17 protein-coding genes are annotated in these 21,152 nt (G+C 73.6%); 10 read left to right on the forward strand and 7 right to left on the reverse strand.

Features of this window, described 5'->3' with window-relative positions; all coding sequences use genetic code 11:
- Nucleotides 1-36: 36 nt before the first annotated feature.
- Nucleotides 37-411, reverse strand: a complete 375-nt coding sequence (locus tag BMX74_RS19175; RefSeq protein WP_256257022.1) for a winged helix-turn-helix transcriptional regulator — start codon at nt 409-411, stop codon at nt 37-39.
- Between the two features lie 181 nt (nt 412-592).
- Here BMX74_RS19175 and BMX74_RS19180 point away from each other — a divergent pair, with 181 nt between their 5' ends.
- Nucleotides 593-1,231, forward strand: a complete 639-nt coding sequence (locus tag BMX74_RS19180) for an NAD(P)-dependent oxidoreductase (protein WP_176573247.1) — start codon at nt 593-595, stop codon at nt 1,229-1,231.
- 201 nt (nt 1,232-1,432) lie between these two features.
- Here BMX74_RS19180 and BMX74_RS19185 read toward each other — a convergent pair whose 3' ends face one another.
- The 3 genes from BMX74_RS19185 to BMX74_RS19195 all read right to left on the reverse strand — a co-directional run bounded on the left by BMX74_RS19185 (nt 1,433) and on the right by BMX74_RS19195 (nt 5,256).
- Entirely contained in the window at nt 1,433-1,921 is a 489-nt protein-coding gene (locus BMX74_RS19185) for a hypothetical protein (RefSeq protein ID WP_055500988.1), read from the reverse strand.
- 179 nt (nt 1,922-2,100) lie between these two features.
- Nucleotides 2,101-3,213: a hypothetical protein gene (locus BMX74_RS19190; protein ID WP_091101884.1), complete on the reverse strand. Its 1,113-nt coding sequence runs from the start codon at nt 3,211-3,213 to the stop codon at nt 2,101-2,103.
- A gap of 201 nt (nt 3,214-3,414) precedes the next feature.
- Nucleotides 3,415-5,256, reverse strand: a complete 1,842-nt coding sequence (locus BMX74_RS19195; protein ID WP_055500986.1) for an AMP-dependent synthetase/ligase — start codon at nt 5,254-5,256, stop codon at nt 3,415-3,417.
- A gap of 111 nt (nt 5,257-5,367) precedes the next feature.
- Between BMX74_RS19195 and BMX74_RS19200 the strand changes: the two genes are divergently transcribed.
- Both BMX74_RS19200 and BMX74_RS19205 read left to right on the forward strand, forming a co-directional pair.
- The gene (locus BMX74_RS19200; protein WP_082534555.1) at nt 5,368-6,846 is read left to right on the forward strand and encodes a peptide MFS transporter; all 1,479 of its coding nucleotides are present in this window, start codon (nt 5,368-5,370) and stop codon (nt 6,844-6,846) included.
- Nucleotides 6,847-6,857: 11 nt separating this feature from the next.
- Nucleotides 6,858-7,466, forward strand: coding sequence for a trimeric intracellular cation channel family protein (locus BMX74_RS19205; RefSeq protein WP_055500985.1), 609 nt, complete (start codon nt 6,858-6,860; stop codon nt 7,464-7,466).
- A gap of 14 nt (nt 7,467-7,480) precedes the next feature.
- Here BMX74_RS19205 and yczR read toward each other — a convergent pair whose 3' ends face one another.
- Nucleotides 7,481-8,911 (reverse strand): MocR-like transcription factor YczR, encoded by a 1,431-nt coding sequence (yczR, locus tag BMX74_RS19210; protein ID WP_091101886.1) that lies wholly within the window; start codon nt 8,909-8,911, stop codon nt 7,481-7,483.
- Nucleotides 8,912-8,974: 63 nt separating this feature from the next.
- On the opposite strand from yczR, the gene yczE reads away from it, so the two are divergent.
- From yczE to BMX74_RS19225, 3 genes are all read left to right on the forward strand, one after another.
- Nucleotides 8,975-9,577 carry a membrane protein YczE gene (gene yczE, locus BMX74_RS19215; RefSeq protein ID WP_091101888.1) on the forward strand — a complete coding sequence of 201 codons (603 nt, stop codon included), beginning with the start codon at nt 8,975-8,977 and terminating at the stop codon, nt 9,575-9,577.
- Nucleotides 9,578-9,636: 59 nt separating this feature from the next.
- Nucleotides 9,637-11,394, forward strand: a complete 1,758-nt coding sequence (locus BMX74_RS19220) for a glycoside hydrolase family 15 protein (protein WP_055500982.1) — start codon at nt 9,637-9,639, stop codon at nt 11,392-11,394.
- Nucleotides 11,395-11,574: 180 nt separating this feature from the next.
- Complete coding sequence (locus tag BMX74_RS19225) at nt 11,575-12,045, forward strand: general stress protein (RefSeq protein ID WP_055500981.1); 471 nt, start codon at nt 11,575-11,577, stop codon at nt 12,043-12,045.
- 12 nt (nt 12,046-12,057) lie between these two features.
- Here BMX74_RS19225 and BMX74_RS19230 read toward each other — a convergent pair whose 3' ends face one another.
- Nucleotides 12,058-12,843: a PP2C family protein-serine/threonine phosphatase gene (locus tag BMX74_RS19230; RefSeq protein WP_091101891.1), complete on the reverse strand. Its 786-nt coding sequence runs from the start codon at nt 12,841-12,843 to the stop codon at nt 12,058-12,060.
- 160 nt (nt 12,844-13,003) lie between these two features.
- On the opposite strand from BMX74_RS19230, the gene BMX74_RS19235 reads away from it, so the two are divergent.
- Both BMX74_RS19235 and BMX74_RS19240 read left to right on the forward strand, forming a co-directional pair.
- On the forward strand, nt 13,004-14,173 hold the full coding sequence (locus BMX74_RS19235) for a PP2C family protein-serine/threonine phosphatase (protein WP_218153996.1): 1,170 nt from the start codon (nt 13,004-13,006) through the stop codon (nt 14,171-14,173).
- Nucleotides 14,174-14,239: 66 nt separating this feature from the next.
- The gene (locus BMX74_RS19240; RefSeq protein WP_063791930.1) at nt 14,240-14,782 is read left to right on the forward strand and encodes a MarR family winged helix-turn-helix transcriptional regulator; all 543 of its coding nucleotides are present in this window, start codon (nt 14,240-14,242) and stop codon (nt 14,780-14,782) included.
- Nucleotides 14,783-14,812: 30 nt separating this feature from the next.
- Here BMX74_RS19240 and BMX74_RS19245 read toward each other — a convergent pair whose 3' ends face one another.
- The gene (locus BMX74_RS19245) at nt 14,813-15,274 is read right to left on the reverse strand and encodes a hypothetical protein (RefSeq protein ID WP_091101895.1); all 462 of its coding nucleotides are present in this window, start codon (nt 15,272-15,274) and stop codon (nt 14,813-14,815) included.
- A 141-nt stretch (nt 15,275-15,415) separates the two neighbouring features.
- Between BMX74_RS19245 and BMX74_RS19250 the strand changes: the two genes are divergently transcribed.
- On the forward strand, nt 15,416-16,591 hold the full coding sequence (locus BMX74_RS19250) for a flavin-dependent oxidoreductase (protein ID WP_055500977.1): 1,176 nt from the start codon (nt 15,416-15,418) through the stop codon (nt 16,589-16,591).
- Between the two features lie 155 nt (nt 16,592-16,746).
- Entirely contained in the window at nt 16,747-21,150 is a 4,404-nt protein-coding gene (locus BMX74_RS19255) for an nSTAND1 domain-containing NTPase (RefSeq protein ID WP_091101898.1), read from the forward strand.
- The last annotated feature ends 2 nt before the right edge of the window (nt 21,151-21,152 follow it).

Here is a 21,152-nt window from a genome sequence, read left to right on the forward strand (position 1 = left end):
CTGCGAGGCGCGGGGCCCCGGGCCACCGTCACACGGCTAGGCGCTCTCCTCCCAGGAGGTGCGGGCGTCCAGGACCTCGGGGAGGTGGCGGCGGGACCAGGCGCAGGCCGCCTCCAGGGGTTCGAGGAGGCTGCGGCCCAGGTCGGTCAGGGTGTACTCGACGCGCGGCGGCACCTCCGGGTAGGCGGTGCGGGTGACGAGGCCGTCGCGTTCCATGGCGCGCAACGACTCGGTCAGGACCTTCGGCGTGATGCCGCGCAGCGGGACCTGCAACTCCGTGAAGCGCCTCGGACCCGACTCCAGACAGCGGATGATCTTCGCGGTCCACTTGTCGCCGACGCGGACGATGGGGGTGACGGGCGCGCATCCGGCGAACATGTCGGGATTGAGCGGCCCGGCCGTGGCGGTCATGACCGCCATGCTAACCGCGCCGCCTCTCCGCCCTCGTCGGCCGCCCTCCGCCGCCGTCGTCCCCCGTCCTCCGCCGTCGTGGGCGGCCGTCGCTATCGTTGCGGGAAGTGACGGGTCGCCCGTTACGGTCGCCGCGGCGGCCGGGAAGCAAGCCCGGCCGCGAGACGGGAGAGGACGGGCGATGAGCAGGATCGTGGTGTTCGGGGCGGGCGGGCGCGCGGGCCGCCGGGTGGTGGCCGAGGCGGCCGGACGCGGGCACGAGGTGACCGCCGTCGTACGGTCGGCGGCCGCCCACCCCGGCCTGGCCGCGGGCGGGGTGCGGGTGGTCGAGGGCGACGTGACCGACGAGGGCAGCGTGGCCGCCGCCGCGCAGGGCCACGACGTGGCCGTGCAGACGACGGCGCGCATGGACGTGCCGTCGGAGGAGTTCTACGGCGCCGCGACGCGGGCGCTGATCGGCGGGCTGGCCGAGGCCGGGGTGCGCAGGCTCGTGGCGGTCGGCATCGGCACGCTGCTGGAGGTGTCCCCCGGCGTGCGGCTCCTCGACACGCCTGGCTTCCCCGCGGACGCCCGCGCCTTCTCCCTGGGCCACGCGGCCGAGCTGGACCTGCTCCGAGGCGCGGACGGCGACCTGGACTGGGTGGTGCTCGCCCCGCCGCCGGTGGTCCTGGACGACGAGGCGCCGCGCACGGGGACGTACCGGATCGGTGACGGACGGGTGACCGAGGGGCCGTTCTCGTACGCGGACCTGGCGGTCGCGCTGGTCGACGAGGCGGAGCAACCGCGGCACCACCGCGTCCAGGTGTCGGTCTCGCCCTGAACGGCTGGAGACACCGGCGGGGGCGCGAGGACGCCCGGCCGGGCCGGGACGGAAGCGGGGCACGACGGCGTCCGGGGCCGGGACGGAAGCGGCCACGACGGCGTCCGGGGCCGGGACGAGGGCGGGCGCCCGGCCTGTGTCGGCCGGGCGCCCGCCCTGCTGTGGCGCCCGCGTCGACGGGCGCCGGGTGTTCCGGTGTTCCTAGTGACGGCCGACGACCTTCACCCAGTCCTTGCCCTCGGAGGGGGCGAGGTACCTGCTGCCCTCGAACACGGCCCGCCAGGTGCCGGACGTGTACGCCGGGACCTTGGTGCGGAAGTAGCCGTTGCGGCTGGTCCGCACCGACTCGACGTAGTCCCAGCCCCGGCTGCCGTCGGCCTGGAACAGGATCACGATCCGCTTCCAGCCGAGACGGTGCCAGCGCTCGCTGTCCTTGCAGTAGTCGGCGTGGTGCACCTCGACGAAACCGTTGATGTAGTCCTCGTCGCACTCCACGGACAGCTTGCCCTCAAGGGTGAGGCCCCTGCCGCGCCAGGCGGGCTCGGGTCCCGCGTCGAACTGAAGGCTGGTGTTACCGCCGACGAAGTCGGGGTCGGGCTCCGGGTCGGCCAGCGCGGGCGAGGCGGCGGTCGCCACCATCGTCGCGCCAAGGGCGGCCGCCGCCAGACCGGCGGCGAGACGTCGCTTCATGTGTGAACTTCCTTCCCCGTTCTGAGACGCGTTTCGCGACAAAACACGTCAAAGCCAATGACGCGTAAGGGAAAGGAAAAGTTTGCGCAAAGAAGGTCACGGTTAGATAACGGCCGTGTCCGTCCGGGCTCCCGGTCCCGACCCGGGCGATCCCCGGCCCGCCCCGCGCGGGGCGGGCGTCAGCGGCTGGCCTGGTGGATGCGGGAGACCTCCGCGGCGTAGTGGCCGGTGCCGGGGAAGCGGACGCGCCAGAACCCCGCGGGCCGGGCCCGCACCCGGCCGACGAACGCGCCCGCCGCGTCGGTGGTCGTCCGTCCGACGAGCTCCCAGTCGCTCTCGGCGGTACGCCGCCACAGCAGGTGGAGCCGCTGCTCGCCGAACGGCCCGTACGTGCCGAGCCCCTGCGGGTCCACCCTGGTGAGCGAGCCCCGCAGGCGCACCCCGCCCTGGACCTTCTCGGCCCGTACCGAGGTGAACTTGCTCTCCCGCCTGAGGTGGAAGGTGGCGTACTCGGTGACCTTGGCGTCCGTGCCGCGGACGGTGGCGGCGACCGTCCAGGTGCCGGCCGGGTAGAAGCGGTTCAGCCGCTTGTCCGGCAGGAACCGCCACGTCTCCCAGGCCTCGGCCGGGGCCGCCGCGATGCGGGCCGCCTGGCGGGGCAGGAGCTGCGCGGGGGCGCCGGTCCGGACGGGCGCCGGGGCGGAGGTCGTCCCGGGAGCCGGAGCGGGCGTCCCGGTGGCGGGCCTGGGTGGCGTCGGCCCGGGTGGCGCGGGAACCGGTGGTGCGGGGGGCGGCGGGGCGTCCTCCACGGGCGGCTTCGAGCTGAGCACCGGCCCCGGCGGCGGGCCCGGCTCCACCGTGACGGTGACGCCGTTCCTCCCCTGCGCGCCCCTGGCGACCACGTCGATCACCAGGCTGACGGAGTCCTTCGGGCCCACCACGGGCTCGGCGGGACGTACGGAGATCGAGCGGACGGCGGGCCCGAGGCCGGGCTCCTTCACCGCGGCCTGCGGGAACCCGTGCTCACGCCCGGGCAGCGCCATCGCCGCGGGCACGGCTCCCAGCGCAGGCACGGCCCCCGGCGCAGGCACGGCTCCCAGCGCAGGCAGGGTGCCCGGGAGCCGCGCGGCGCCCGGCGCGGATGCGGCGAGCGGCATGGACGCCGGAACGGGCGCAGCCGCCATCGGCGCGGGGGCGGCCCCCGGCGTGGAGGCGGGGGCCGGCGTCGCCGCCGTCGCGGGCGCCGTGAGCGAGCCGGCCGCGAGCGAGACGAGAAGGAGGCTTCTGGTCATGATCGAGACGCTAGGAACCGGCCGGTCATGGCGGTCTCCCCGACACGCGCCCCGATGGCAAAACCGCCGTCAGCGCCCGCCCTGCACCCGGCCCCGCACCCCGCCCCGCGCTTCCCGCGGCTCCCGGGTCGCGTCCCCCGGCCCCATGCCACGCTTCCTCGCCGGAGGCCGGGCGTCCGGCCTGGACCCGACCCCCGGCGGTCAGGTGGCGTCGCCGTAGAGGGCTTCGATGGTCGTGGCGTACCTGGCGTGGATGACGCGGCGCTTCAGTTTGAGGCTCGGGGTCAGTTCCTCCGTCTCGGCCGTCCACTCGGCGCCGAGCAGCGCCCACCGTTTGACCTGCTGGACGCGGGCGAGCCTGGCGTTGGCGGCCTCGACGGCCGCCTCGACCTCCTTGAGCACCTCGGGGTGTCCGGCGAGTTCGGCGAGCGAGGCGAACGCGATGCCCCTGGCCCGCGCCCAGCCGGGCGCCACGTCGGCGTCCAGGGTGAGGACGGCCACCGGGTAGGGCCGGTTGTCGCCGTAGGCGAGGGCCTGGCCGATGAGGACGTGCTCCTTGAGCCGGTTCTCGATCTCGGCCGGGGAGATGTTCTCGCCGCCGGAGGTGATGATGAGCTCCTTCTTGCGGTCGATGACGCGGTAGAAGCCGTCGGCGTCGACGGTGCCGATGTCGCCGGTGTGCAGCCAGCCGTCGGCGTCGACCAGGCCGGCGGTGGCGTCGGGGGCGTTGAGGTAGCCGCGGGTGTTGAGCGGGCTGCGGGTGAGGATCTCGCCGTCCTCGGCGATGCGCACCTCGACGCCGGGTTCGGCCCTGCCGACGGTGCCGAGCCGGTAGCAGTCGGGGGCGTTGCCGGTGAACGCGCCGGTGGTCTCGGTCATGCCGTACACGTCGATGACCTTCAGTCCGAGGCCTGCGTAGAAGCGCTGCACCTCGGCGGGGAGCGGCGCGGCGCCGGTGGCGGTCCACTCGGCGCGATCGAAGCCGATCATGCCGCGGATCACGGACAGCAGCCCGGCGTCGGCCTCCTGGTACGCCGCCTCGATCTCGGGGGTGAGGGCGCCGCCGAACTGGCACGCCTCGACGTACGCGACGCCGGCGGCCATGGCGCGCCGGACGGCGGCCTGCCGCTCCTCCGGCTGGGTGGCGAGCACGGCCTGCAGGCGGGCCATCATCTTCTCCCACACGCGCGGCACCCCGAAGAACAGCATGGGCCTGACCTGGCCGAGCGCGGCGCCGAGGCCGGCCAGGTCGGTGCAGAAGGAGACGTGGGACGCCTTGACGAGCGGCAGGTAGAGGCTGAGCACCCGCTCGGCGATGTGCGCGTACGTCAGGTACGAGATCTGCGTGCCACGCTCGGGCAGGCGGGTGACCCGGTCGGTGGCGGCGACCTCGTACAGCACGTTGGCGTGGGTGAGCGGGACGCCTTTCGGCCTGCCGGTGGTGCCGGAGGTGTAGAGGACGGTGACGACGTCGTCGGCGGTGACGGCCCGCCAGCGGGCCTCGACGGGGGCCGGGTCCTCGGCGAGCCGGGCCCGGCCGAGGTCGAGGAGGTCCTGCCAGGACAGGAAGCGTTCGTCGTCGGGGGCGCCCTCCAGCATGACGACTTTGCGCAGGCCGTCGAGGCGGTCGAGCGCGGGACGCCAGCGGGCGAGGTCTGCGGGGCCGCCGAGCACGGCGTACCTGGCGCCGACGTCGGCGGCGACGTAGGCGATCTGGTCGGGGGCGAACGTGGCGTACACGGTGCAGCCGACGCCGCCCGCGTGCACGGCGCCGAGGTCGGCCAGGACGTGCTCGCTGCGGTTGACCATCATGAGGGCGACGGCGTCGCCGGGTTCGAGCCCGAGCGCGGCGAACCCGGCGGCGATCTCCAGCACCCGCTGCCGCGCCTCGGCGTAGGTGAGGGTGGCCCAGCCGTCGCCCTGGGGGTCGGAGTAGGCGGGGGCGTCGGGGTGCCGCTCGGCGGTGCGTCTGAGCTGCTCGCAGACGGTCAGGCCGGCGATCTCGCGTTCGATCTCGGCCCGGATCTCCAGGACGTCGGTCATGGCACCCGCCTTCCCCGTCAGTGTTCACTTGCCGGGCAGGCATGCATCGCACCACACGGTCCGGGTAGCGGCAAGACCCAAAGCACGCAGGTCCGGGTTTCGGGGGGCGGGATGCGCAGCGGCGAGAGGACCTTCTTCGGGCATCCGTGGGGGCTGGCGACACTGTTCGGCACGGAGCTGTGGGAGCGGTTCAGCTGGTACGGCCTGCGCGCCATCCTGGCCACGTTCCTGATCGCGTCGCCGGCCAACAAGGGCCTCGGCATGACGCAGGAGACGGCGCAGGCGGTGGTCGGGGTGTACGGCGCCCTCATCTACCTGGTGGCGCTGCCGGGCGGCTGGGTCGCCGACCGCATCCTCGGGGCACGCAGGTCGGTGCTGTGGGGCGGGTTCGTCATCATGTGCGGGCACATCAGCATGGCGATCCCGGTGTCGACGCCGGCGTTCGTGTGGCTGGGGCTGCTGCTCATCATCATGGGCACCGGCCTGCTCAAGCCGAACATCTCGGTCATGGTGGGACGGCTCTACCCGGAGGAGGACGACGCCCGCAGGGATGCCGGCTTCTCGCTGTTCTACCTGGGCATCAACCTGGGCGCGTTCATCGCGCCGATCGTGGTGGGCTGGCTGGCCGATGGCGACCGCTGGCATCTGGGCTTCAGCGCGGCGGCCGTCGGCATGGCGCTGGGCCTCGCGCAGTACCTCTGGGGCGGCAGGAACCTCAGCGGCGTCGGCGAGCGGCCGGGCGTGCTGCTGTCGCCGCGCGAGCGCAGGCGGTTCGGCGGCGTCGCGGCGGGCGCGGCGCTGGCGGTGGCGGCGGCGCTGGGCCTGTGGGCGGCCAGCGGGACGCTGACGGTGAGCCGGCTGACGCTGGCGATCACGGTGGTCATCCTCGTCGTGCCGGTCGCGTACTTCGCCTACATCATGCTCGGCAGCCATGATCTGACCGAGGACGAGCGGATCCGGATGAAGGCCTACATCTGGCTGTTCGTCGCCGCCGCGATCTTCTGGATGATCTACGACCTGGCGCCGAGCAAGCTGCTGTTCTTCGCCGAGAACAACACGCGGCTGTCGCTGTTCGGGGTCCCGATCCACGCGGCCACCACGCAGGCGTTCAACCCGCTGTTCATCATGATCTTCGTGCCGGTGTTCGCGGCGCTGTGGATGAAGCTGGGCAACCGGGTCAGCACGCCGCAGAAGTTCGGGTTCGCACTGGTCATGGTCGGGCTCAGCTTCGTGATCATGGCGGTGGCCGCGCGGCTGGCCGAGGGCGGCAAGGTGTCGGTGTGGTGGCTCGTGCTCGTGTACCTCGTCCAGGTGTTCGGCGAGCTGTCGCTCAGCCCGGTGGGGCTGTCGGTCACGACCAAGCTGGCCCCCGAGGCGTTCAAGGGGCAGATGCTCGGCGTGTGGTTCATCGCGGTGTCGGTGGGCGACGCGGTGGGCGGGCAGACCGGGCGGCTCACCCGCGTGCTGTCGGAGCCGATGTACTATCTGGTGCTCGCCGTCATGGCCGTGGCGGCGGGGGTGGCGCTCTTCCTGTTCACCCGCAGGCTGAGGGAGATGATGGCCGAGCACCATGAGGCCGCGATCCGGTAGAAATTCCCATCGTGTCTGAAATCCTCGACCTCGTCGGCATCTTCGTCTTCGCACTCTCCGGCGCGCTCATGGGCGTGCGGAAGCGACTCGACATGGTCGGCATGGCGGTGCTCGCCGAGATGACCGCCCTCGGCGGCGGCCTGGCCCGCGACCTCATCCTCAACGTCCGCCCGGCCGCGTTCCAGAGCGTCGGGTACGTGCTCGTCCCGGTGGCCGCCACCGTGATCGTCTTCTTCTGGCACCCGCACGTGGCCAGGGTGATGCCCGCGATCCTCGTGCTCGACGCGGCGGGTCTCGGCCTGTTCTGCGCCGTCGGCACGGAGAAGGCCATGGTGTACGGGCTGAGCCCGCTGCACGCTGCCCTGCTCGGGGTGACCACCGCCGTCGGCGGCGGCATGATCCGCGACGTGCTCGCCGGCGAGATCCCCACCCTGCTGTACGACCGCCAGCTCTACGCCGTGCCCGCCATGCTGGGCTCGGCGGTGATGGCGGGGCTGTCGTGGGCGGGGTGGCACGGCTGGCCGGCGACGCTGGCGGCCGCGGTGCTGGCGTTCGGGCTGCGGCTGGCCGCCATGCGGCGCAACTGGCGCGCCCCGCTGGCGAGGGGCCTCGGCGACTGACCGCCGCCCCGCGCTCACACCATAGGGATGACGTCGTCGAAGGGACGGCGGTCGCCCGCCGGGCCCCGGGCGCGGGCGGCGGCGACGCGGGCGACCGCCTCCCGCAGCACCTGCGGCGGCTGGGTGAACGGCAGGCGCACGTAGCCCTCCAGCGTCCCCTCCAGGCCGAACCACGGGCCGGGGGCCAGCCGCACGCCGTGCGTGGCGGCGGCCTCGGCCAGGGCGCCGGCGGGCACGCCGTCGAGCCGTACCCACAGGGTGCCGCCGCCGCGCGGGACGGCGAACGTCCACGCGGGCAGCTGCTCCCCGAGCGCCGTCACGAGCGCGTCGCGTGAGGCGCGCAGCGCCCGGCGGCGCTCGGCCCTGGTCTCCTCCAGCCGGTCGAACAGGCGGGCCACGACGAGCTGCTCCAGCACGGGGCTCGCGATGTCCACGGCCGACCTGTACGCGGCCAGGCGCCGGACCAGCGCGGCCGTGGCCCGGATCCAGCCGATGCGCAGCCCGCCCCACCACAGCTTGGACGCCGACCCGATGGTGACGACCCGGCTGTCGGTGTCGAAGGCGGCCATGGGCGCGGTGCGCGGCACGTCGTCGAGGGCCAGCTCGGCCCACGCCTCGTCCACCAGCACCATCGTCCCGTAGCGGCGGGCCGCGCCGGTCACGGCGGCGCGGGTGGCGTCGTCCATGAGGGCGCCCGTGGGGTTCTGGAAGTCGGGCATCAGGTACGCGAGCCTGGCCCCCGACTGGCGCATGGCGCCGGCCAGCAGGTCGGGCTCCCAGCCGTCGGACGAGATGCCGACGGGGACGATCCTCGCGCCGCGCTGCCTGGCCACGTCGATGGCGTGCGGGTACGTCGGCGACTCGATCAGCACGGCGTCGCCGGGCGCGACGAGCAGGGCGAGGACGAGCTGGATGGCGTGCTGGGAACCGGTGGTGACGAGGATCTGCTCGGGCCGGGTGGCGACGCCGCGCGCGGTGTAGTACGCGGCGATCCGCTCCCTGAGCACGGGCAGGCCGACGGGGTCGTAGCCGACGCCCATGCCGTACCTGGGGAGGTCCTCGACGGCCTGGGCCATGGCGGTGAGCAGCGCGGACGGCGCGGGCGGGGCGGCGCAGTGGAGCTGCACGAGGCCGTCGCCGTCGCTGCCCAGCCAGGGGTTGTCGCCGGTGGTGGCGGGGTCGGGCAGGGCGGTCCAGCTGCCGGAGCCCTGCCTGCTCTCCAGGTAGCCGCGTTCGCGCAGCAGGTCGTAGGCGGCGGTGACGGTGGTGCGGCTCACCTTGAGCGCCTCGGCGAGGTGGCGTTCCGCGGGCATGCGGACGCGTACGGGGATCTGGCCGTCGAGGACGCGGGCGCGTACGGCGTCGGCGAGCGCGCGGTAGTAGGGGCGGGCGGCGGGATCGACGTCGGCGAGCCTCGCCACCTGCAGTGCCGACAGATGCCTCATAAGGCCATTTTTCGTGATTGGCTCTGTTGAGGCAACCAGGAACCCTGCCATCGTGGGACCACTATGAGCGAAGCGACCGTCCCGCGACTGGGTTCACTCCCCGCCAGGCTCGTCCGCCTCTACGGCGGCCTGGCCCTGTACGGCACCGGCATCGGCCTCCAGGTCGAGTCCGGCCTCGGCAACGACCCGTGGGACGTCTTCCACCAGGGCCTCGGCATCAGGACCGGCCTGTCCATCGGCACCGTCATCATCGCCATCGGCGCCCTGGTGATGCTGCTGTGGATCCCGCTGCGGCAGCGGCCCGGCCTCGGCACGATCAGCAACGTCGTCTTCCTCGGCCTGTTCGCCGACGCCGCCATCCTCCTCCTGCCCACCCCCCACCACCTGGCGCTCCAGGCCGCGTACGTGGCCTTCGGCGTGGTGGCGATCGCGCTGGCCACCGTCCTGTACATCGGCGCCGGCATGGGGCCGGGCCCGCGCGACGGGGTCATGACCGGCCTGGTCAGGCTCGGGCTGTCGGTGCGGCTCGCCCGGTTCCTCATCGAGATCACCGTCCTGGCCGCCGGCTGGCTGCTCGGCGGCACGGTCGGCGTCGGCACGCTGGTGTTCGCCCTGGCCATCGGGCCGCTGACCCAGCTGTTCACCCGCTGGTTCCCCCTCACCTGAGCGTCACGCGGAGCGGGGAGCCCGCTGTCAGGCGGGGCGGCGTCGAGTAGCGTCGAAGCATGCGGATCGAGGACTACGCGCTCATCGGAGACATGCAGTCGGCCGCGCTCGTGGCCAGGGACGGTTCCATCGACTGGCTGTGCCTGCCCCGGTTCGACTCCCCCGCCTGCTTCGCCGCCCTCCTCGGCAGCGAGCGCAACGGCCACTGGTGGATGGGCCCGGCCGGGAAGCGCCGGCCCGCCACCAGGCGCCGGTACCGGCCCGACACGCTGATCCTGGAGAGCGAGTGGGACACCCCCACGGGCACCGTCCGGGTGATCGACTTCATGCCCCCGCGCGACCGCAGCCCCGACGTGGTGCGCGTCGTCGAGGGCGTCTCCGGCGAGGTGGAGGTGTCCACGCAGCTGCGGGTCCGCTTCGACTACGGCAGGATCGTGCCCTGGGTGCGCCGCACCGACGGCCACCTGCAGGCCATCGGGGGCCCCGACTCCGCCTGGCTGCACTCCCCCGTCCCGCTCAGGGGCGGCGACTACGCCCACCGGGCGACGTTCACCGTCAAGGCGGGCGAGCGGCTGCCGTTCATCTTCACCTGGCACCCGTCGCACGAGCCGATGCCACCGCAGATCCACTGCGAGAACCAGCTCGCCGAGACCGAGGCCATGTGGGCCGACTGGGTGAGCCGCTGCACCTACGAGGGGCCGTACAGGGAGGCGGTGGTGCGGTCGCTCATCACGCTGAAGGGCCTCACGTACGACCCGACCGGCGCCATCGTGGCCGCGCCCACCACGTCGCTGCCCGAGGACCTCGGCGGGGTGCGCAACTGGGACTACCGCTTCTGCTGGCTGCGCGACGCCACGCTCACCCTCGACGCGCTCATCAGCTCCGGCTACCTCGACGAGGCCGCCGCCTGGCGCAGCTGGCTGCTGCGCGCCATCGCCGGACGCCCCCAGGACCTCCAGATCATGTACGGCGTCGCCGGGGAGCGCCGCCTGAGCGAGCTGCGCCTCGAATGGCTCGACGGCTACGAGCAGTCCCGCCCGGTCAGGATCGGCAACGACGCGGTGCAGCAGCTCCAGCTCGACGTGTACGGCGAGGTGATGAACTGCCTGTTCGTCGCGCGCAGCCGCGGCCTGGCGGCCGACGAGCGCGCCTGGGCGATCCAGCGCCACCTCCTCGAGTACGTCGCCGCCCACTGGGACGAGCCCGACGAGGGCCTGTGGGAGGTGCGCGGCCCGCGCAGGCACTTCGTCCACTCGAAGGTGATGTGCTGGGCGGCGTTCGACCGGGCGGTGCGCTACGTGGAGATCTTCGGCCGCTCCGGCCCCGTGGACGAGTGGCGCAGGCTGCGCGACGAGATCCACGCCGAGATCTGCGCCAAGGGCTACGACCCCGACCGCAACACCTTCACCCAGTCGTACGGCTCGACCGAGGTGGACGCCGCCCTGCTCATGATGCCGATGGTGGGCTTCCTGCCCGCCGACGACCCGAGGATGGTGGGCACGGTCGCCGCCATCGAGAAGGAGCTGCTGTCCGACGGCCTGGTGCTGCGGTACCCGCTGGCCGAGGACAACGACGTCGACGGCCTCCCCGGCGGCGAGGGCGCGTTCCTCGCGTGCAGCTTCTGGCTGGTGGAGGTGATGGCCATGCAGGGGCGCAAGAGCGAGGCGAAGGAGCTGTTCGAGCGCCTGCTGGAGCTGCGCAACGACCTCGGGCTGCTGGCTGAGGAGTACGACCCGCGCTACGGCCGCCTGGTGGGCAACTTCCCGCAGGCGTTCAGCCACGTCCCCCTGATCCACGCCGCCCGCGCCCTGTCGTGAAGCGGTGTCGTGAAGCGGTGTCGTGAAGCGGTGCCCTGAAGCGGTGCCCTGAAGCGGTGCCATGAAGCGGTGCCATGAAGCGCCGTTCCGACGCGCTGGCCCCGCGTGCCCGCGCTTCGCGCGCCCCTGACGGGGAAACCTCCTTATAAGAGCAGGTTTCCCCCAGAAAGGAGAACCGCGATGCTTCCCATCAGCTCACCGGCGGACGTGGAGCACCGGGCCGTCGTGGGCTCCTACCCGACGTACGAGCAGGCCCGCGGAGCCGTCAGGTTCCTGGCCGACCATTCCTTCCCCATCGAGCGCACCAGCATCGTCGGCACCGGCCTGCGGCTGGTCGAGACGGTGCTCGGGCCGTTCAGCCGCAGGCGCGCCGTCGCGGGCGGCGCGGCCACCGGCGCCCTGTTCGGCGCGGTCGCGAGCCTGCTGTTCGGCGTGTTCGCGGGCAGCGCCGCCCTGGCCGTCGCCGGGCTGCTGTACGGCGCGATACTCGGCGCCGTCTTCGGCCTGACCGTCTCCGCGGCCTCCCCCGGCCGGCGGGACTTCCTGTCGCGGGAGGCGCTCGTGGCCGACCGTTACGAGGTGTACGCCGACCACGCCGTGGCCGAGCAGGCGCGCAACCTCCTCATCACCTACGGGTGGCGCACCGGCTGACCCGGCGCCAGGTCACGGCGTCCAGCGCAGCGCCAGGAGCACCGTGTCGTCGCTGTGCAGCACCCTGCGGTGCAGCACGGCCACGACGGTGTCGACGAGCTCGCGCACCGGCAGCGCCCGGTGCTCGCCGGCCAGCTCCGCGAGGCGGTCGAGGCCGGCGTTGAGGTCGCGCGTGGCCTCCACCAGGCCGTCGGTGTAGAACAGCACGAGCGTGCCGGGCTCCAGCCGGCACTCGGCGACCAGGTCGCTGCCGGGGTCGGGGTAGCCGACGCCGCGTCCCGTGGCCGGCGCGTACGCGGGCGGCCCCTGCGGGGCGACCACCAGCGGCGGCGGATGGCCGCCCGTGGCGACGCGCAGCACGCCGCGGCGCACGTCGAGCCTGGCCACGAGCACGGTGGCGACGAGGTCGGGGTGGACGGGCCGGAAGATCTCCCCCACGCGCCGTACGAGGGTCTCCAGCGGACAGCCGTCGAGGGCGAGCACGCGCACGGCGTGGATGACGTCGAGCGCGGCCCTGGTGCTGGTGACGCCGTGCCCAGCGGCGTCGACCACGACGACGTGCAGGTCGCCGCCGGGGAGCACGAGCACGTCGTACAGGTCGCCGCCGGTGGGGGCGTCGTCCTCGGCCGAGGCGTAGTGGACGGCGAGCTCCACCGCGTCGAGGTCGGGCAGCGGCGGGCACAGCAGGTCCTCCAGCTCACGGAAGGTCGTGCGGTGCGCGTGGCGCGGCCGCGCGGGGAGCGCCTCCTCCCGGCTCTCCCCGGCCCGGGGGCGGCTCTCCGCCATGTCACCCAGCATGGAAATCTCTCCCGCCCCGCAGCCCTTACTTGTCGTGTGGCAAATATATAGCCGGCGAGATCCCCCTTGCCTGGTGGCAGAGGATCACCGTACGGAATGTTTGCTATTGTGCAAATTTCGTCGGCTGCTTAAGCACCGCGCTATGGAGAAGAGGACAACGGTGGGAACCGTTCCCGAAGGGGTTTACGCGGTGCAGCAGGCGATGCGCGCCGCCGCGCCGTACGCAGTCGTGGAGGCGCTGCGAGACGCCGTGACGCTCCACTTCGCGATCGAGGAGATGGAGGTGCTGCTGGCGGACTACGCGCTGGTGGCCCTGCGTCCCGTGCTCGATCCGTTGCCGCCGGGAGCACCCGGCGTGACCATCGACGGCACGCCGGCGGGCCGGTGCTTCGCCGCCCAGCTCACCCAGCTCGACGGCGACCGCCTCGCGCACTTCCCCGTCAGCGCCGACGGCGAGCGCATCGGCGTGCTGCGGGTCCGCTTCACCGGGCCGCCCGGCGCCGCGGCGCTGGACGACCTCGCGCAGATCGCCACCGCGCTCGGCCACGCGCTGCGGGGGGCCGACCGGATCACCGACCGCTACCAGCGGGCACGCCGGATGGCGAGGCTCACCCTGGCCGCCGAGATGCAGTGGGGGCTGCTGCCCGGCTGCGGGCACCAGGGCGAGGGGTACCGTCTGGCCGGCCAGCTCGAACCCGCCTACGAGGTCTACGGCGACAACTTCGACTGGACCTGCGGGCCCAGGCAGCTGATGCTCTCGGTCACCGACGGCATGGGCGAGGGCATGGAGGCCGCGTTGCTGACCACCCTGGCCATCACCGCCCTGCGCAACGCCCGCCGCTCGGGCGCCGGGCTGGAGGAACAGGCCGGGCTCGCCGACGAGGCGATCTACGCCCAGTACGGCGGCGGCAGGCACGTCTCGACGCTCCTGCTGGGCTTCGACGCCACCACCGGCCACGTGACCATGGTCGACGCGGGGTCGCCCCGGGTGCTGCTCATGCGCAACGGGCGGGTGAGCGAGGTGGAGCTGGACAAGCAGCTCCCGCTCGGCATGTTCGGCAACACCGCCTACACCGAGCAGCACCTCGACCTGGCCCCCGGCGACCGCCTGATCGTCGCGAGCGACGGGGTGTACACCACGCGCTCGCACGCGGGCGCCGAGTTCGGCGGGACGCTGCGGGGCCTGGTGAAATCCACCCGGATGCAGCCCGCCGACGAGGCCGTGCGTACGATGATCCGTGGCCTGCTGGACTTCCGGCGGGGCACGGAAGTGGTCGATGATGCTGTCGTCGTCTGCCTCGACTGGACCCCTGACACGAAGACGGGATAATTCCATTCATAGGGGTTCCAGGCAGTCCGCCCATGGCCCGCACCACCTCATCGAGTGGATACCGACGTGCAGGATCAGCCCGTTCCAACCGCCGAAACGTCGCAGTCCGATGTCGGCCGCCTGCCTCCGGCCGAGTGGGCCGTCATCGAGCGGGAGGCGGCGGCGCTGGTGGCCGTGTGGGGCCGCTCCCGCCAGGCGTTCGCCACGAAGGTGTCGTCCATCCAGCTGCAGGCGATGCTCGCGATCGAGCGGCACCAGGCGGTCAACCTGGGCCGGCTGGCCGCCACGCTGAACATCGTGCCGTCCTCGGCCAGCCGGCTGTGCGACCGGCTGGAGGCGGCCGGGCTGGTCAGGCGCTCGCACAGCGAGGAGGACAAGCGCGAGCTCACGCTCACGCTCACCCCCTCGGGGCGGGCCCTGGTGCAGGAGCTGGAGCAGCGCCGCCGCTCCGACCTGGCCCGCGTGCTGAGCGAGATGCCCCCGGCGGGGCGCATCGCACTGCTGCGCGGGCTGCAGGCGTTCGCGGCGGCGGCCGACCAGATCATGGAACGCCAGGCCGAGGAGCCCGAGGACGACTGGACCACCATCGCCGCCCGTCTCCTGGCCTGACCCCGCGCCCCATCCCGGCGGCGCGGGCCTTCACCAGGCGACGTCCTCGTCCCTGACGGTCAGCGTCCGGCAGTACGAGGTCGGGCCGCGGAGGCCGTCGGCCACGCAGATCCGCACGTCCACCCGCCTGATCGCGCTCCTCGACTCGAACAGGTAGCCCGCGCGGCCCTTGCCGTACGAGGCGCAGTGCCTGCGCGCCGGCGACCAGCCCGTCCCTCCCCCGAGGTAGTGGAACCGCGCCCGGATCGAGGCGCAGTGCCCGGGATGCCGGTCGCGGTCGTGGAGGCTGCCGTACACCTGGAAGTGCTTCTCGCTGAAGCTGCTGATCCACACCCTGGCCGTGGCCCGGCCGACGTGCCCGGACGACGACGAGATCGTCCCCATGTCGTACGCCCGGTCCCCCGCCTCGGTGTGCACCGCCGCCCGCGCCGCCGTCGGCGCCCCCGTCACGAGCGCCCCCGCCAGGACCAGTGCCCAGCCCACCGTGCGCATCGCGCCTCCTCTCCTTCGACTCCCCTCAGATGTAGGCGCGACGGCTTGGAACGACCTTGCATCCGGCTGCAGCCGCTCCGAGATCTTGAACATACTGGGCAGACCGGGCAAGATCGGGACGGCTCCGAGGAGGTCTTACCCATGCGCGTCATCATCGCGGGAGCGGGCATCGGAGGGCTCACCACCGCCCTCAGCCTGCACGCCGCCGGCATCACGGACGTCGTCGTCCACGAGGCCGTCAAGGAGATCCGCCCGCTCGGCGTCGGGATCAACATCCTGCCGCACGCCGTGCGCGAGCTGGTCGAGCTCGGACTGGGCGAGCGCCTGGCACGGATCGGCGTGCCCATATCCGAGATCACCTACGTCAACCGCTACGGCAGTCTCATCTGGTCGGAGCCGCGCGGCGCCGCGGCCGGGTACGCCTGGCCGCAGTACTCCGTCCACCGCGGCAGGCTCCAGCTCATGCTGCTGGAGGCCGTCAAGGAGCGGCTCGGCCCCGGCGCGGTCGTCACCGGCTCCCCGGTCACCGGGCTCGACCACGACGCCGACCTGCTGGTCGGCGCCGACGGCATCCGCTCGGCGGTCAGGGCGGCGCTGTTCCCCGAGGAGGGGGAGCCGGTGTGGAGCGGGCAGGTGCTGTGGCGCGGCACCACGTACGCCAAGCCGTTCATGACCGGCACGTCCATGCTGATGGCGGGCGACGACACCCAGCGGGTCGTCGTCTACCCCATCGCTCCCCCGGAGCCGGACGGCCAGGTGCTGATCAACTGGGTGATCCAGCGCAAGGCGCCGGAGACCGTGCCGCGCGGCGACTGGAACCGGCAGGTGGCGCTGGAGACGTTCTTCCACCACGTCGCCGACTGGCGCTTCGACTGGCTCGACGTGCCCGGTCTCGTCTCCGCCGCCGAGGCGGTGTACGAGTACCCGATGGTGGACCGCGACCCGCTGCCGTACTGGTCGACCGACCGCGTCACGCTGCTCGGCGACGCCGCGCACCCCATGTACCCGGCCGGCTCCAACGGCGGCACCCAGTCGATCATCGACGCCCGCGTCCTGGCCCACGCCCTGGCGACGGGACGCGGGGTGGCGCACTACGAGAGCCTGCGCCGGCCGGTCACGAGCGAGATCGTCCGCTCCAACCGCGGCGACGGGCCCGAGGCGGTCCTGCGCCTGGCGCACCAGCGCGCCCCGCAGGGGTTCTCCGACATCGAGGACGTCATCCCGCGGGCCGAGCTGGAGGAGATCGCGATGAGCTACAAGAGGACGGCCGGGTTCGTCCCCGAGGAGCTGAACAACCGCCCGTCCTGGTCGGTGTAGCGGCGACCGCCCCGCCGGTCACCCGGGCGGTGGGTCCCTGGTGAAGGAACCCGTGCTCCCGCCGGGGAGCGAGCGGCCGGGCATCAGTGATCGATCGGATAACGGGCCGACGGGAAGCAGGAGCGAGCCGGGCCCGGACCGTACACCCTGGGAAGGTGTCGTCCTCTCGCGAGCACAACCCTGACGGCCGGCGCTCCGCGCGCCGTCCGATCATGCGGGCCGTCGGGCTCGTCTCGGTCCTGTTCCTCCTGGCCGGCCTGATCATGTTCTTCGCCGATCCGCTGGGCCTGCCTCCAGAGCTGCTCGACGTCCTGGACAAACGAGCCAGCGTAGGCAGCCTCCTCCTCGGCACGGCGGGGCTGTTCGCGACGGCGTACTCCCTGCTGCAGCAGGGTCAACGGCCGCCCGTCCAGCCGGCGCCCGAGCAGACGCCGCCGGACCAGGGCCCGCCACCCGCCGTGCGGGACACCGCGAATCCGGCGCCGGCCGGGGCGGAACAGCCGGCCGACGCCGAGGGGGCGCTGCGCGCCTCAGCCGTCCGTGTCACCGGCCGTGCCGGCGTGTGGGGCGGAGGCTGCCTGGTGGGGTCGCGCGAGGTCGTCACCTGCGCACATGTGGTCAGCGCAGCGCTCGGCCTGCGCGGCGACGCACGGCCTGCCGGTCCTGTCATGGTCGACTTCCCCTTGCTCGGGCAGTCGTACGAGCCGGTCGCCGCACGTGTGGTGGCCTGGGACGCCGCACGCGATGTGGCCGGGCTGCGGCTGGACGCGCCGCCGCCGCCGGGGGCCGCCCCCACCCGCCTGGTCACCGCGCCGGCGCACTGGGGCCACTCCTTCCGGGTGCTCGGTTTCCCGCCAGGGCGCACGGGAAGCGGGGTCTGGGCGTCGGGGCGGCTGCTCGCCCGGCTCGCCGACGGCCGGCTCCAGGTGGAGCAGGGTGACGGAACACGCCGGTTGCGGCGCGGGTTCAGCGGCGCCGTCGTCTGGGACGACGTGCTGGACGCCGCCGTCGGCATCGTCGCGGCCCAGGGCCACCCGAAGGGCGAGGCGGGCGTCATACCCGCCGACGTGCTGACGACCGCCTGGCCCTGGCTGGGCGGCCTTGCCCACGGCAGCTCGCCGTACCGTGGACTGGAGGCGTTCGGCGAGGGCGACGCCGAGGTCTTCTTCGGGCGGAAGGAGGAGAGCCGCCAGCTTCTCACCCGGGTGTCCGGGCCGGGACTGACCGTGGTTCTCGGCCCCTCAGGCAGCGGCAAGTCGTCGCTGGTCATGGCAGGGCTACTGCCCCGCCTGCGAGCCCGGTCCGGCGTCCTGGTGCTCACTCTGCGCCCGTCCGAGGGGCGCACTCCCCTGTCCGCACTCGCCGCCGCCCTGCTGCCCGTCCTGGAGCCGGACACGGGCGAGACGGCCCGTGTGGCGGCCATCCCCGCGCTGGTGGGCGTGCTGCGCGACGGAGAGATCGTCGAAGTGGTCCGGCGGCTGCGGGAGCGCTCGGGAGCGAAGCTGGTGGTGCTGGTCATCGACCAGTTCGAGGAGGTGTACACCTCGCGCCATCCGCACGAGGAGTTCGTGGCCGCGCTGCTGCCGGCGCTGCGGACGCCGTCCGCGGGAACGCATGTGCTTGTCACGCTGCGTGCCGATTTCGCCGGGAGGCTGCTGGAGCATCCGGGGCTCGCCGAGGTGCAGCGTGACGCGCTGTACCCGGTCGGGCCGCTCGGGAGGGACCGGTTACGGGAGGCGATCGAAGGCCCCGTCGAGCGCGTCGGCGGCGTCGCCTTCGACCCCGGGCTGGTGGACCGCATCCTCGATGCCGTCGGCGACGAGCCTGGCGCGCTGCCGCTCGTGGAGTTCGCCCTCACCCTGCTCTGGGACCAGAGCCGGGGCGGGCGGCTGAGGCACGAGACCTACCGGCGGCTCGGCGGCGTCGAGGGCGCGGTCGCGGCGTACGCCGAGCGCGTCTGGGGCGAGCTGCGGGACGAGGACCGGCCGCGCGCCCGCTCCCTGCTCCTCCAACTCGTGCGCCAGGCGCACGGGCAGGAGCCCACCTGCGCCGTGCTTCCGAGGGAACTGCTCGGCGAGGAGGAGTGGCGGCTGGGCCAGGACCTGGCGGCCACCCGTCTGCTCGTCGCCGCCGAAGGCCCGCAGGGCGTGCAGACGCTGCGCCTGGCCCACGAGTCGTTGATCACCCGGTGGGATCGGCTGCGCGGCTGGGTGGAGGCCGACCATCCGTTCCGGGTCTGGCACTCGGAACTGCAGCAGGCGCTCGAACGGTGGACGGCCCGGCCCGACAAGGACCTGCTGCCGCGCGGCACCGACCTGGACGCGGCGCTGACGTGGCTGGAACGCCGCGGCGAGGACGTCCGGCCCGCCGAGCGCGCGTTCATCGCGACCGCACTGTCCGAGGCGGACCGCGCCCGGCGCGCGGCACGGCGGCGGCAGGTGACCCTGACGGCCCTGCTCGTGGCCAGCATGGTCCTCGGCCTACTGGTCTACCGCGGCTACCTGTCCGGGCAGGAACAGCTGCGGGCGTCCGCGGCACGCGTCCTCGCGGGCAGATCGGAACTGCACTACGCACCGCGGGCCGACCTCGGCATCCTGGAGGCGCTGGCCGCCTACGCGAGCGACCCCGACCGGCCCGAGGCCCGGCAGGCCCTGTTCAACCGCTACGCCGATCACGTCACGAAGGACCGCGGCCTGTCCGGCTCGGCCGTCACCGCCTCGACGGTCCTCGCGAGCGAGGGCGGCGATCTCGTCCTGCAGGCCGTGGGCCGCGAGGTCAGGATCTGGCGGCCTGAGTCCGGCCCGCCCCTGCCTGAGCGGATCTCCGTGTCCTCATGGGTGATCGGAGCGGCGCTGACGCCCGACGGCCGCCTGCTGGCGATCGTCACCGACGACGGCACCGTCGAGCTGTGGAACCCCCGCGACCGCCGGCTGGTGGACAAGGTCACCTCGCCACGCCCGGCGCCCGGGACGCGGGCGCTGGTCGCCCTCGCCCCTGACGGCGGCCAGGTGGCCGTGCAGGCCGGCGACACGCCTGGCGTCACGGTCTGGGACCTGCGCCGGCGCCGGTCCCACGATGTTCCGCTGCCTGGCGCGGCCGTCACGCTGCGCATCGCCCGCGACGGCCTGCTGTCGGTCGCCTTGACCGGCGGAAGGCTGCTGGTGTTCGAGCCCCGGGCCACCCGCCCGGCCCGCACGCTCCGCCTGCCCGCCGCGTTCGGCCACGCCGACACCGCGGTCGCGATCTGCAGGGACTCCGGCACGGGCAGCAGGGTACGCGTCGTGGACCTGCGCACCGGCGGGGACGGCGCCGACGCCCTGTTCCCCCCGCTGCGATGCGGCGAGGTGTCCGGCTCCGGCGCGCTCACGCACGGAGGAAGGCTGCTGCTTCTCCCGCACGTCCTGGTGGATCTGCGGGAGCGGCGCATCCTCGGCGCCCCCGGCGACGGCGCGCAGGATCTGCTCGTCACCGGCGAGGAGGGGCGCTGGAGCATCTGGGCGACCGGCCAGCCGGGCATCGTCAGGTTCCCCGTGGCGCGCTCGATCAGCGCGAACCCGTACCGTGCGCTGGACAGCGCGGTGACCGGCGACGGGAAGTACGTCATCACGGCCGACGACGACGGGCGGGTGCGCGCCTGGGACGCCACGTCGGGGCTGCTCGCCGGTGAGCGGCTCCCGACGGTGGGCAGCGGCCCGCCCACCGAGGACAAGGCGGAGACCCGGGTGGCGCCGGTGGCCGGCCGCGGGGAGGTCGCCGTGCTCAGGGCGGACTCCCGCGACCTGGTGCTGCTGTCGGTGCCGGACCTGCGGCCCACGGGGTCGGCCGCGCTGCCGGCCGATCCTGACCCCGCCATGCCGCTGGCGCTGCACGCCGTCGCAGGCGGCCGCCTCGTGGCCTTCGCCGGGGGCCTGGTCAGCGCGTGGGACACCGCGCCGCTGCGTCAGGCGGGGCCGGGTCTGGACCTGCGGAGGCGGCTGCCGGCCCTGACAGCGCCGCAGCCAGGGGTGCCCGGGCCCGGCCTGCTGCCGAGCGGTGACGGCGGCGCCGTCCTGGTCTCCGACCCGGCGACCCGTACGGTGGAGCGCTGGGACCTGGCGCTCGGCCGGGTCACCCGCAGCCACGTCCTGCCGGGCGCCGACCAGCTCACCGTGGTGGCGGCCAGTCCCGACCTGACCCGGCTGGTGACGTACGAGACCACGGAGGACCGGCCTTTCACGAGCTGGCGGCTGTCTGCGCCGGGACAACCGGAGTCCTCGAAGCCAGAGGGTCCGGAGGAGGGCCGCGCCTACGACCTGTTCCTGCTTCAGCAGGCGAACCCGGACCTGGTCTACGACGCCGGTTTCGCCATCCCCCGACTGAACGACGCGCCGGGCCACGTCACCCTGTTCCGTGACGGCGAGCGGCTGCTGTACCGGGCGGGCGAAACCCGCCTCATGTCCGCCCGGCCGCAGGACTGGGTACGGCATCTGTGCCGGGTGCTCGCCGGGCGCGCGTTCACGCCCGCGGAGGTGCGGGAGCTGCCCGCCGGCGCGGAGGCGGAGCCGTGCCGGGAGGTGTAGGG

The organism is Nonomuraea pusilla, assembly GCF_900109355.1.
Taxonomy (GTDB): Bacteria; Actinomycetota; Actinomycetes; order Streptosporangiales; family Streptosporangiaceae; genus Nonomuraea; species Nonomuraea pusilla.

Bases quoted from the DNA above. Each gene is read 5' to 3' on its own strand.
- BMX74_RS19175 (WP_256257022.1), bottom strand. From the start codon at position 411: ATGACCGCCACGGCCGGGCCGCTCAATCCCGACATGTTCGCCGGATGC.
- BMX74_RS19180 (WP_176573247.1), top strand. From the start codon at position 593: ATGAGCAGGATCGTGGTGTTCGGGGCGGGCGGGCGCGCGGGCCGCCGG.
- BMX74_RS19185 (WP_055500988.1), bottom strand. From the start codon at position 1,921: ATGAAGCGACGTCTCGCCGCCGGTCTGGCGGCGGCCGCCCTTGGCGCG.
- BMX74_RS19190 (WP_091101884.1), bottom strand. From the start codon at position 3,213: ATGACCAGAAGCCTCCTTCTCGTCTCGCTCGCGGCCGGCTCGCTCACG.
- BMX74_RS19195 (WP_055500986.1), bottom strand. From the start codon at position 5,256: ATGACCGACGTCCTGGAGATCCGGGCCGAGATCGAACGCGAGATCGCC.
- BMX74_RS19200 (WP_082534555.1), top strand. From the start codon at position 5,368: ATGCGCAGCGGCGAGAGGACCTTCTTCGGGCATCCGTGGGGGCTGGCG.
- yczR (WP_091101886.1), bottom strand. From the start codon at position 8,911: ATGAGGCATCTGTCGGCACTGCAGGTGGCGAGGCTCGCCGACGTCGAT.
- yczE (WP_091101888.1), top strand. From the start codon at position 8,975: ATGAGCGAAGCGACCGTCCCGCGACTGGGTTCACTCCCCGCCAGGCTC.
- BMX74_RS19220 (WP_055500982.1), top strand. From the start codon at position 9,637: ATGCGGATCGAGGACTACGCGCTCATCGGAGACATGCAGTCGGCCGCG.
- BMX74_RS19225 (WP_055500981.1), top strand. From the start codon at position 11,575: ATGCTTCCCATCAGCTCACCGGCGGACGTGGAGCACCGGGCCGTCGTG.
- BMX74_RS19230 (WP_091101891.1), bottom strand. From the start codon at position 12,843: ATGCTGGGTGACATGGCGGAGAGCCGCCCCCGGGCCGGGGAGAGCCGG.
- BMX74_RS19245 (WP_091101895.1), bottom strand. From the start codon at position 15,274: ATGCGCACGGTGGGCTGGGCACTGGTCCTGGCGGGGGCGCTCGTGACG.
- BMX74_RS19250 (WP_055500977.1), top strand. From the start codon at position 15,416: ATGCGCGTCATCATCGCGGGAGCGGGCATCGGAGGGCTCACCACCGCC.